We start from the raw sequence: 12,921 nt of genomic DNA on the forward strand, positions 1-12,921 counted from the left end.
GTCTAGCCCTTCCTTTGCCAACTGCTGTTGCGCTTTCTGATACGACTCTTATTTTTTTAACAAACTTGCCATTTTCTCTGTTTCTTTCTTCAATACTTCAGTTACTTCTTTACTATTTTTCGCATAATATATTGCTGTCATCCCACATTCATCCTCTTGCTCTATTTCTCCTCCAGCTTTCACTAGCTCCTCGACTATTTCTTTTTCACCTACCATACACGCAAGGTGTAGAGGTATGCATTTATTTCCATATTCCTCAGCATTTACTTCTGCTCCTGATTTTATCAATTCTCTCACGATTTCGAGACGTTTCTCCGTTACCGCTAGGTGCAGTGCTGTATATCCTCATACATCTGCTGCATTTACATTCACTCCTTTTTCAACTAATAACCTCACTGTTTTGCGTTTATTGCATAATGCAGAGCTGTTCTTCCATTCTCGTCTCTTGCATAAATATTTTTATATGAGTTCTCTAATAATTCTTTTGCTGATTTATTAAATTTGCCAAGCTTTAACATAATCCACCTCACCTTTTCTTTAAATTTAAATCCCTCTTTTCGCTACCTCATCTATCATTTCGTTCACTTGGTTCATTATTTTGCTTGCTAAATTTTGACATTCTTTCTTTGTTAGCGATTTGTCTCTCTTCCTTATTTCTCCTATCTCTATTATTTTTAGCTCCGGCATGTAGCTTCCATTCAACATGTCTGCTATTTCTCCCACTAGCCCCTCTATTCCATAACACGTCAGTTCTCTACTTTTTGTTATTCCTCCTTGTTCTCTCAGAAACTTACTCGCCTTTTCATTCTCTTCGCTATTCCATGAACAATACTTTTCACTTTCCCAGATGTAATACATTGGTGTTGCGCCATATTTATTCAGTTGATTAACCTCAGCCCCTGCCTTTACCAGCTCTTTTATTATTTCAACTCCTGCTTCTCCCATTTTACACGCAGAGTGCAATGGCGTACATCCGGTGATGTATTGAGTGGCATTTACTTCTGCTCCTTCCCTTAGCAGCACTTTTACATTTTCTAAGCTTTTTGCGGATACTGCACAGTGCAGAGGTGTATAACCATTTTTATCTCTTGCATTAACCTCTGATCCTCTTTTTATTAATAACCTCACTGTTTTGTAATCGGAGATTTCTACTGCTTGGTGCAAGATCGTCTCTCCTTCTTCATTTCTTTTATTAATGTTTTTACTTGATACTTCTTTAAAAAACTTACTAAAAGATTCTCTCTTTTCTTTGCTAAACTTCATACTTACCTCACAAAACTAGCTTTTCTAGCTTTAGATAAATTTCTTATATTTACCTGCTGCTATTCAAGTCATGTCTGTTTTAGCATAAAAAAGCAAGTACTTTTCTTTTTATTTCATATACTTTAACCTTATATTAATATAATATATGAGGATCTAAGTATAAGTACTTAACTTATTACACATATTACTTGACTATTTTTCCAACTTCTGTGCAAATGTCGATGTTCGTGCCATTTCAGTACTCCTGGGTAAAACACTAAAATGTAATTTTCTAATTCGTGTATTGAGTCTTTCTCCTCTGAATCTAAATCGTTCTCATACCTAATATTGTGTTCTGCTATAACGTATCCTACTATTTTTTGGTCAATGAAGTTCTTTGTTTGATAAAAATGAGTAACGCCAAATCTTTCTAAAATTGGTTTGTGTTTTAAATTCCAACGTTGCCCTGAAAGTTTATCGTTTCCCAATACAAATTTATTCCCTCTTTCCTCTACACTACCAACTGGAAAGCACGCATTTATTTCTCCTAATCTCCAACTATCCGATAATACTATCTGTGCTTTTGCAAACTTTATTTCTGGCAATAAGCTCTGTGGTAGTGGATGTAGTGCTTTTGAGTTATACCACTGATGATTTCCTTTCATAGATGCCTTTGTAATCCTTCGTGTGAGGCTCTGTTTCCCCAAGTACTGCTACATCTAACCGATATATATCATTACTAAATGCTTGTTCATAATGGTTACGCAGATAACTCTCTATAACCTTAATTGATGTACCACTAAACCTGAAAAAATTTACTCTTTCAAACGATAATACTGGTCCGTCTTTTTCAATTTTTATCCCTGAGTAATCCGATAACAAAGTTCCAAATAAACTTTCATCTAAAATAAATCTGCTAATATTATAGTGATCATTGAAAATCCTCATTAGTCGCGATCTTACGGGCAATGATAGCTTTGCTAGCTCTACTACTGCATCTACAAAAAAGTCATTTGGAACATCCCTTATCCCTATCTGCAATTCAAAAAGTGCTTACCAGGTGGTTCTTCGATAATTGTAATATCTTCTATATTTGCCCATTTTAGTGATATTTTTAGTGATGCAGGTGTTCCTCTTAAACGCTGAAATTCTACCCCTTCTTTTATCGCTCTTCTTTTCTCTTTTGCCCAACGCAGTATCTCTTCTAAACCATATTCTTCTATTGTCCATGGTAATACTTTTTCCCCTGGACTAAATTTAAACCCTCTGATACAGTTTGGATCAACTTTATAATCAATAGCCCCTACTAATGCTTGCTCTTGCTTTGTTGCGTTTGGGGGTAACAGCATTACTCAATCTTTAAATTTCGCAAATTTGCACACTCGTTACCTAGCACCACAACATCCTCTTTTGGCTCGATTAATTCCACATTTTCTACACTATCTACAAATAGGTTTGCTATTATCCACGATCTTGTCACACTCCACCCTAATCTTTTTGCTAGTTCAAACTTCTTAATAAACTGCTTCTTGATTTCTTCCTCTGATATTACAGGACTTATGCTCATTCTGCTGTGAATATCTATTTCCGTAATATTGCAACCAATTACTGTTACTGTATCGGTTAAAACCCTTATATCATCTCTAGTAACCTGCTTTTTTACAATTTCAAGTAGCTCTTCTGAAGCTATGTCAGTTGTGGATAATTGTGTTGATAAAATCGAGATCTGTACTTTCCCTGGTATAGGTGATTCTACTAATGCATCTTTTACTCTTCTATCTGCCGAAAGTGCATGATAATGATAATACTCTTTGCTTCCTCCCTTGCTTGAGCCTACTATCTTTGCTTTAATTCTTCTTCTAAATCGTTCATCCTCTTCTTCTTTCTGCCTCTCTACTCCATAAAACTCAGCTAAATTATCAATTTCCTATCCTTGCTTACCTAATAGAGAGTAAAAATAAATCAGTGATAGAAATATTGGATTTGTTGGAACAAGTTTCTGGTAATTTACCAGTGTTAGTTCCAGAGGAAGTTTCTCTACAAATCTTTGAACTTCTAGACAACGTAGATATAAAAGGGTTTAATGAAGCAGTTAATAGTACTCAAAAGTGGATAGAGACATCATTTTGATGCATAGAGGTAAGCAAAGTAGTGAGTATTTTTCTCCTCCAATATTGAAGAACCTAATACCGAGGTGAGAGAGGTAAATATTGAAAGTAAAAACAAGACAGTAATAGGTGAACAAACTTGAGATACAAACTAATATTGATGAGAAATAACAGAAAATTAACATCGTTTCTTGAGGATTTATCTTTCAATCTAAGAATGTGTAATAGACACAACTTAATCTAACAAGTAAGTTATAAGAACCTCTATTAATCACACGTATATTTATTACAATTTTAGACAAAGAAGATAATAATAATCCTAATATACTTAATCTACGTGTAGGAAACTAGCAGGAAACCCAAAATGCTCCAATAAAAACACCAAATGATTCAAATGAGTTCTTTTGAGCTAAAATAAAGCCAAGTAATACTGAAGAAGAAAAATTCATCATACTTCAAAACCATAAGTATAGTAGTAAATTTTTTAGAAACTATCTTGAGATATTAACTTAATAATCCCAGTTATAGATTAGAAAGTAGAATTAATAAAGAGAGGAATAGGGTAAATTCAGGTATTTTAGCAAAAATTAAGAGGTTACCCATAAAGAAAGATATTTTACTGTTTCATAGAAGATTTTTGTCACATTGCTGATGAAAAACTTTCAGAAAAGCTTCTATCAAGTGGCAAAAAAACAAGAATACCTGAAATTACCGTGCCAGAAATACTTACTATAATCTTACTTTACCACCAATCGCCGCGCAAAAATTTCAAGTTTTTTTTACTTGAGTTATCTTAAACTATTGTACAGTTCTGAGTTTTCAAAACTCCCTTCGTATCATAGATTTATTGCTCTAAACCCAGGGTTTATGGTATTTGGCAATGCTTTTGCAGTGGTTCTGCGAGCAAGCAAACACTCTATATTGATACAACTGCAATCGCTGTTTGCCACGCAAAAAGGATCGCAAAAAATAAAGTTTTCAAAGAGTTGGCAAATATAGGAAAGACTACCTATGTTCGGTTTTAAATTGCATCTGGCAATCAATGAAATAGGCGAAGTTCAAATTATTACGCTAACTAAAGGCAGCGTTGACAACAGAAAACCTGCACCAAATTTGACTAAAAATTGACAGGACTTTTGTTCGGAGATAAAGAAGAAGGACCTCTTTGAGAAACTCTTCGATAGAGGTCTAAAACTCCTCACTAAAGTGAAAAAAGATATGAAAAACGCACTAATTTCTTTAAAAGAGAAGATTCTATTAAGAAAAGGGTTGATTATTGAGACAGTTTTGGTTGTTTGAAAAATAAATTTGAGCTTCGGCACAGATCCCCCATAAGTTTTTTGGTACATATTTTTCAACATTAGTTCCGTATTCCATGCAGTCGAAAAAGCCCTCTATTTCTAAGCTTTATTGACTCAGATAATCCATAACTGGGGTTTCAATAGGTTATAAGTGGTGAAAATATGGCTATCTATACAGATATAGCTTTCTTATAACAGTCTGAATACGATAAGATATCTGTTGATGGCTATAGCAGGCAAGTAGCATATTACGATCTGTTCGGATTATTGTAAAAAGAGCTATAAATGATTTATTTGGCTAGGTAAAAAGCTCTGTAAGTGGATTGTTAAGTTCTAAACCTGAGAGCACTCCAATTCCAATCTCACAAGTAAATGCAAAAATGGATATAAATGGCACGATGATGTTACTTGACATGCCCATTAGAAAAGTTATAGATTAAAGGTATGTTTCTAAAGAAGAAAAGGTAGGCAAACTTAGGCAAGCTATAGACTCTCAAGGAAGAGCTCCGCAAGAGAAATCTGTTGCTAATGTAGGTAGTTTTACTATAAATAATTTACCAATTTATACTACTTAATTCATACAGTAGTTTATCCCATAGGAATTTGTTCAAAAGAAGTATAACAGAAAGCTTCTATCAAGCAAAAGTTGCTAATATTGATACAATCTTGGGATAAGTAATTTTTATGTTTTTTTCTGAATTGCTTAAAATTTTGATGAAAAAGATCTGTCTAATTTTATAGAAGCAATATTTGGTAAGCTCACTGCTGAAGACTTGAATAGTACATTATTACGAAATTGTGCACTAATGTATTCAGATGACAGTGTTATAATTAAAAATCTAGAAGAAGATGTTGTCAAAAATAATAAAAAGGTAAAAATAGGTTACAAACAATCAAAGAAAAAGATGAGTATAAAACGTTATCAAAAGATATTACTGTAGAGAATGCACAAAAAATAAGTGTCTCATTTTGGCTGTTCTTGTTACGTCTTAGGAATGGTTATTCCGGTTTGTTTGGAAATAGTAGTAGTGAGAATAGAAGTTAGCGTTTGTAGTTTATGTTGTTTGGTTGTGCTTTTGCAGGAATATACCACTATGATAGACCTTCAAGTACGCTTGAGAGTAGTAGTGCTCAAGGGATTAATATACAGCGCTAGAAATCGTGCATCACATTTAGGCTAGACCAAGGAGACCATAAAACGCACTCTTCTCGTGTATGCTGTTTTTGGGTGCTGAAAGTAGCTATATTATTTAAATTTATTGGTATTATATATTAAGAAATCAACAGTTGTTCATCCATGATCATACTGCTAATTTATTCAAACCATTTGTATACCCTTTTAAGTATTAACATTAGGATAGAAAAAGCCTTGGTATTCACTTGAGATTTGCTTAATTTACTCACAATCTCATAATGTGGCACACAAAGTTTTTAGTACTCCCTTCATCAATATATTCTGCTAGAGTCCGTCATTACATCTACCAAAGCCAGAAAGACTACCAGCCTGAGAATCTGTCAAGATGGATCGTGGCATGCTAAGATTATCAGATCCTAACCTTGCTTTGTCTCTATCATCTGGAATAAAATCATATTCAACTCTGGGACGTTTTATTTCCTGCTTAAATGGCGATATAGATTGAACCTCAGATCTTCTCTTTAACAAAGAAGCACTACCGCAAACCATATTTTCATCAACATCAATAGTACTGGAAGATAAATTTTCATTAGCAGTACAAATATATTCAGCTGAGGAATGAAGAGGTGCATTTAATGCATTATCGCCATTCATTTTTATATCATCAACACGTATAATTTCTTTATTATAGCCATCAGCATTTTCTAGAACCTCTTCAGCAATAGCTCCAGAAAGAAAAGGATAGTTGTCATCATCGTTATAAGTGAAAGACACAGGCTTCTCAATTAACCCATCTGACAAGGGATTTAGATTAGGTGAACTTGTACGTAAATTATTCAACTTTGCGTTAAAAATTGAATCACTTGACCAGTCATCTAGTAAACTATGTGATGAACTACAAGACGAATTGCGAGATGAATTGCGAGATGAATTGCGAGATGAATCGCGAGATGAATTGCGAGATGAATTGCGAGATGAATTGCGAGATGAATTGCGAGATGAATTGCGAGATGAATTGCGAGATGAATTACGGTATCCACTATATTCCAGATCAAAATAGACATTAACTACGCAAGAATTCTTTATCTCAATTTTGCGGTTTTCATCAATATTTATGTTATTATGAAGGAAAACTTTTGCAGTGCTTTTCCAAGTACAGTTAGAAAGAGAGTTCAAAGCACCCTCACTGCTAATGGAATTATCAGATAAATCAATCTCCCGAATTCTCATAAAACCAATACTGCTTAACCTTTGTAAACTTTCGTCATTAATATTAGTATCTTTTAATTTGAGAACATCAAGTTGTTTCATATTAGCAGTATCCAAGGCGCAAATATCATCTATGGAGAGAGTATTACCTGATAAGTCAAGTTTAGAAATCCCTCCACAATTAACTCTACCACGCAAGAAATATTTTGCAAAACTTCCACCAGGCATACGTGTATCTACACAGATAAACTTAGAATTTGCAGAAAAAGTTATTTCCTCATTGTTATCTATAGGTCTAATATTCTCATATGTTTCCACATTAACTGTACATTTAGTAGGAACTCGAATACTCAGAACATCAAGGTTAGACCTGAATAAACTCGCTATACATTCGGGAGGGATATGAGGAAAGACATCTAGATAAAGCGTTTTTAGCTCTTGCGAATTTCTACGGGCAAAAGCTAATACACCTGGAGACCCAATGGGATTACCTGTTAAAGTCAAATTAATAAGCTTTGGCCACATCTTATTGACCAAACTTATTGCGCCTATATTGCCAACATTATTAGAACTTAAAGCAGCGTAGGCAAGTAACGGAAAACTATTTCCTGTTAAAAATTTCACACCTTCGTCACCAAGAGCAGCATTACTAATATAAAGCTTTTCAAGCCTTGGATATTTATGAGAAGCTATAAGTTCTGCACCCTGAGAACCAATAGAATTGTCAGATAAATTTAGGTATTGAAGGGCTTCAAAAGTAAGAATTTTTGAAATTCTCCAACCTTCATAATTAAATCTGTTATTGTGCATACGAAGCACAGAAAGCTTTTCAAAAAAACCAGCTTCAAGCAAAGATTGTAAACCTCTATTACCAATATTATTATCTCCTAAATTAAGTTCCATACACTCTGGAAAGTAACAACTTTTTAAAACTATTGCACACTCATCATCAAGCCCGTTATCAGCTAAATTTAATTTTGAAAGATTGCCAACAACTTTTTTAGATAGAGCAAGAAGATCATCTTTGTTAATGGAATTTTTTTCTAAATCAAGCTGAATAACTCCAGAGAAATTCACCTCACCTGACAAGAAATACTTCTTAAACTGCCCCCCAGAGATGCCCATATTCTTAAAAATCAACCTAGAACCATTAGGAAAAGTTACACTTTTAGATGATGGAGGTAAGGGATTATGCTGAGTGGAGGTATCAACATTATAAGCTTCTGGAATATAGTCCGAAGCCTTAATATATAAGAGACCTCTCTTAAATAAATACGATATACCAATATAAGTTATGTCGCAGGATTGTATAGTGATTGTGTTAAATGTGCGTGGAAGATTTTCAGCCAAAAACTTTGCACCCTCATCGCCGATTTTACAGTGAGAAAAAACAATCTCCACAAGAGAACCAAGGTTTTTATTAATAAAAAATTTTAAACAATCTAAATGAAGAACAGAAAACGACAATTCAAATGCTGTGTGATTTTGTCCAAGTGGAATATTATCGGAAAAAGATTTACAAGATGATTTGATCCACTCTGATAACCTGAAACTATCATTGATATTATCACCAATAAACCGATGTTTTACGATGTTTTTTTTATTAACACAAGTTTCTGATAGGGTTAAAAACGATGAAGAATTCATCAGTTGGATTGTATTTCCTTCTTGAAAACGAGTACACGTCTCTTCTCGCTGGACTTGAGAATACTCTCTCAAATCACCATCAAGATATATATCTTTGTCTTGACTAATAACAATACTAGGTAAATCAATAGCATTTTTTGAATGATGAATAAGGTCGTTTAAGGATGATTTATCACTGTTTATCATATTTGAAAGGTTGTCTGTATTAAGGGAGCGATCGTCGACTTGTTGCGCTATAGAATCATGATTGTGCAATCTATCTCCAGATCCAGAGACTATAGTCCTAAATTTCGTGATATCTTTTCCTAGAGGATAATTAAAAAAAGTTACTTCCAATCTTTCAGCAACGACTTTACTTAAAGAATTAACGTTACTATACATTTCTTCAATTGTGCAATTCTCAAAAGATAAGCCTAGTGAAAGAAGACTTGTAAGATGGGATTTGATTAAATCTTTTATGCATGGAAAAGAAACGCGAGTATTTGTTAAGTCAATACAAATAAGCTTTTTAAGATCAAAAACATCAACTAAAGTTTTCAAAATATTATTATCAATGTTCGAATTTGCTAAAACAAGCGAGGTAATGTTTCTAATATTACCTTGAGTTAGACCATTTTTCACCTTCTCAGATCTAATACCACTTAAATCAATCAATTTAAGACCGTCAAAACCTTGGCATCTACTAAGTATATTGAAAGCTAAGAGATTAAGTTTATTATCACTTAATGAAAGGTGGCGCACATGCTTAATCCAGCTACTATTACCTAATAAAGTTAAATCTTCATTATCAATTGAACATTTATTTAAATGAAGTTGTGTAAGTTGCTTAATCATAGAATTAGCTAAAGCTTTCATAACCTCACATTTAATGCTGTTGCCACTGAGATCAAGAAAATCAAGGTTTTCTAAATTACCTTGATGAAATAAGCCTTCTATAATATCAACAGTAATCAAAAATGAAAAAGCTAAATTAAGAGAGGTAATATTTCTGTAATCAATATTGAGTGGAGTAGAGACAAATGAAACCCTTCTACCCTTAGAGTTACGGCTTAGATCAATAGAGATAAGAGACCTAAGATTAATTTTATATAAAGAATTTACATCCGAAAATTCAATGGCATTATTGCTCAAATCGAGACTACTAAGCTTTGACAGGTTTTTGCTCTGCACTAAAAGTTTAAGACCTTGATCATCAATATTGTTATCATTGAGGTAAAGATGAGTAAGGTTTTGGATATGATTGCTATTAACTAGAGCAACTAGATCTTGATTACTCATAGCATTGTTACTTAAATCAAGACAGGTAAGTGTTATTATACAACCGCTCTCGATCAAAGCTTTCAAGCTCCCTTGCTCAGTTAGACTTCCTCTCAAATAAAGATGAGAAAGATTTTTAAGAGAGCAGAGAGGTGGGTAAATATTATCTAGTATATCGATACTGCTCATATCAAGAGAAGACAATCCCTTAGCACCTTTAAACAAAAACAATTTTACTAGCGCATCTACAGTAATACTTCGGTTACCCCTTATATTTATGGAATAAATATTCTTCCATTTTCTAAGAGAGGAACGAAGTTCACCAAAATCCGGATTAGATACACCTCCCTCGCTACCTTCTCTTGCTACTAAGTTAATCGATTCAAGATAATCTACATCAAGGGAAGAGAAAACAGCACCAAGATCATCATCGTAACTGATTAGTTCTGGACTTAAAGAGATAACACGTACCGTCTTACTTGCTTCTTCACTTTCTAAGAAGTCCCGTAATTCTTCGTGGGAGATCCGACTTACTCCCCTCAAATCAAGATGATCACCTGTTAGATAGAGATAAAATTGCATAAAAATAGAGTAAAAATGACACAGTATAAAATATTCAGAGAAAGATAAAGAAAGTCAAACTAAATCCACAATCAACAAGGCTGATCTCACCCAGAAAAGGTAGAGAAAAAGCTAAAGATTCCGCCACTTTAATCATCCTGTCATTAGACTTCACAACAGTTTTTTTTTATTTTACCATTAATTTTCTTATCGCCTTACTTATCCTCTTGACTGATTTACAGTTCCTCCTTCTATTTATCAAGGATCTTTATTAATGGCTTTACGAACTTTCTTTATTGCTAACAAGTACCCTGACCTCTGGTTCTGAAAAACTTCTTTCCCCCTAAAAACACAAACGGTACATGGATCATACTTAATCTAGATGATCAAATTTTACGTTTATAACCACAGTTTACCTCAGCAGGAACCGGACTAATCAAATCAGCCAGAAAGAATTGTAAGCGGAAGTCAAATAAATTAGCATAGTCACATTCAACGTGGAACTTCTCTTATTTCCTGAGGCTGAGAAACTTGAACACTTTCTAGTCTACTAGATAGTGTTTCAACATTAGAAGAAACTATATCACTAGTAGACCGTAAACTACTTGCACTACTGGAAAAGGAACCCCTATTCATTGGGCGTGGAGAAGGGAGCTGAAAACCAGCAGGAGAAACAGCTCTAGAACCGGAAAACCGATTAATATTAGGGAGGCTATGGTAGCTAGGGATAGGAGGAGCACCAAAGGCAAAAGGAGGACGTGGGAAAACATGTCGATACCTCATGGCAGCGTGCGGGAAAGAAGGAGGACATGGGAAAACAGGTCCATGGCTCATGGCAGCGTGAGGGAAAGAAGACACATAATCTAAATTTAAAGGGAGAGAGCCGCAGGAGGTAGACTGATTATAAAATCCTAAACTTTGGGATACGAAACCACCTTGATCATAATTGTAATGGCCCCTCTTATCCCTCAAACTTTCCCGAGAACTAAATTCACCATCCCTCCGAGAATAGCCCCTACTTCCAAAACTCTCCTTAGAGCTATCTCTATCATCTCTCCGAGAACGCACCGGGCTTCTCACACTATCGCGAGAACTAAATTCACCATCCCTCCGAGAATAGCCCCTACTTCCAAAACTCTCCTTAGAGCTATCTCTATCATCTCTCCGAGAACGCACCGGGCTTCTCACACTATCGCGAGAACTAAATTCACCATCCCTCCGAGAATAGCCCCTACTTCCAAAACTCTCCTTAGAGCTATCTCTATCATCTCTCCGAGAACGCACCGGGCTTCTCACACTATCGCGAGAACTAAATTCACCATCCCTCCGAGAATGGTCTGTACTTCTAAATTTTTTCCTACTTTTCTGAGAGCTTAATTGAATATCACTTGAAGACTGTGCCTCGCTTCTAAGATTCTCATCAGCTGCTTGAGCAATGCTAACCGCAAACTGAGTCCTGGAAGAAAGCGGCACAGGTAGCGACTCTCCCTCACTAGCGCTCCTTCCATAGCTACGATCGTGAAGTGCGCAGCTAACAGCATCAGACAAATTTACTACCTTCCTATCTGGGAGTTTGGACTGTGTAGAAAACGCTACTACAATCTTATCAAGTCCTTGCGTTCCTAAGGAATTCAACCCAGTCTTCAACCCCTCAGTATCCCTTATTTTCACAGTGAAGTTTACTTCCAAGGAATCTTCTGTAGAAGAGGGTAGAACATCAGCCACTGGGTTTCTAATGCCTTTTTTCTTACTTAGGAAGGAATCGATAAGTTCAACGGCTTCATTAAGAAGTAAAGACAGATCCTTTTGGCAAGAAGATAACCGTGCTGTCGGAGTTGATTGACAGATTATTTTAGAAAGAGCCTTGGCCTCTGCTGAAAATGAGGATAGAGAACCAAGAAAATCCTTTATGGTGATTTCAACAACATCCTTCAACTTCTCACTAGGAGAGAGAAGATAGTGAAAATCTGCAGCTTTTATAGATAAAGATCTTGTTTTACTCGAGATACTTTCCAACTCTCTCCATAAACAAATTGAATCATATCCATGATCCAAACTCAAGTATTTCATCAATTTAGAATGTTTTTCCCTATCGCGCGAAACCTTTAAAAGATTATACAAGGACCTAGAATGATCTAAAACTGGAAGGAGCACAGACATCATAGAGCCTACACTATTGACTGATGAAGAGGTGTTTTTTTTCATATAATAACAAAACAATAACTTAACGCTTATTTCTACAATAATGCTGAAAGTTTTGCAATAATTAATCTTTATTAGATCGTATCTTGAAAAAGCATGAGGAAAATCACAAGATGATGTAAGTAAAAATAGGAGGTTAGATTATATCCAGGTTATATAAGTGACAAAGAGTTAGGAACTTTGGAGCCAAATGTTACACAAGGAGAGAGTAGATTAAAAAATGGAGAAAGAAGCAGACTGAAACAGTGAAAGAGAAACT

General features: G+C 34.9%; 5 protein-coding genes and 4 pseudogenes. 3 read left to right on the top strand and 6 right to left on the bottom strand.

What is annotated here, in order from left to right:
* Positions 1-48: 48 nt before the first annotated feature.
* The 4 genes and pseudogenes from wTKK_RS00820 to wTKK_RS00835 form a co-directional block, all read right to left on the bottom strand.
* Positions 49-518 (bottom strand): annotated as a pseudogene (locus wTKK_RS00820) (ankyrin repeat domain-containing protein).
* Positions 519-543: 25 nt separating this feature from the next.
* Positions 544-1,263, bottom strand: coding sequence for an ankyrin repeat domain-containing protein (locus wTKK_RS00825; protein WP_407511572.1), 720 nt, complete (start codon positions 1,261-1,263; stop codon positions 544-546).
* Positions 1,264-1,430: 167 nt separating this feature from the next.
* Positions 1,431-2,591, bottom strand: a pseudogene (locus wTKK_RS00830) (phage tail protein).
* A pseudogene (locus wTKK_RS00835) lies at positions 2,591-3,169 on the bottom strand (baseplate J/gp47 family protein); the annotation flags it as partial. The pseudogenes wTKK_RS00835 and wTKK_RS00830, both read right to left, overlap by 1 nt.
* A 38-nt stretch (positions 3,170-3,207) precedes the next feature.
* On the opposite strand from wTKK_RS00835, the gene wTKK_RS00840 reads away from it, so the two are divergent.
* The 3 genes and pseudogenes from wTKK_RS00840 to wTKK_RS00850 all read left to right on the top strand — a co-directional run bounded on the left by wTKK_RS00840 (position 3,208) and on the right by wTKK_RS00850 (position 5,592).
* Positions 3,208-3,372: a hypothetical protein gene (locus tag wTKK_RS00840; protein ID WP_407511573.1), complete on the top strand. Its 165-nt coding sequence runs from the start codon at positions 3,208-3,210 to the stop codon at positions 3,370-3,372.
* A 937-nt stretch (positions 3,373-4,309) separates the two neighbouring features.
* Positions 4,310-4,649: pseudogene (locus tag wTKK_RS00845) on the top strand (transposase).
* Between the two features lie 808 nt (positions 4,650-5,457).
* Positions 5,458-5,592, top strand: a complete 135-nt coding sequence (locus wTKK_RS00850) for a hypothetical protein (RefSeq protein WP_407511574.1) — start codon at positions 5,458-5,460, stop codon at positions 5,590-5,592.
* Between the two features lie 518 nt (positions 5,593-6,110).
* On the opposite strand, the gene wTKK_RS00855 is transcribed toward wTKK_RS00850, so the two are convergent.
* Both wTKK_RS00855 and wTKK_RS00860 read right to left on the bottom strand, forming a co-directional pair.
* A complete protein-coding gene (locus wTKK_RS00855; protein WP_407511575.1) occupies positions 6,111-10,481 on the bottom strand; it encodes a leucine-rich repeat domain-containing protein in 4,371 nt (1,456 codons plus the stop codon).
* Between the two features lie 471 nt (positions 10,482-10,952).
* On the bottom strand, positions 10,953-12,665 hold the full coding sequence (locus tag wTKK_RS00860; protein ID WP_407511576.1) for a hypothetical protein: 1,713 nt from the start codon (positions 12,663-12,665) through the stop codon (positions 10,953-10,955).
* Positions 12,666-12,921 lie beyond the last annotated feature (256 nt).

The sequence above is a fragment of the Wolbachia endosymbiont of Trichogramma kaykai genome (genome assembly GCF_045765165.1).
Taxonomy (GTDB): Bacteria; Pseudomonadota; Alphaproteobacteria; order Rickettsiales; family Anaplasmataceae; genus Wolbachia.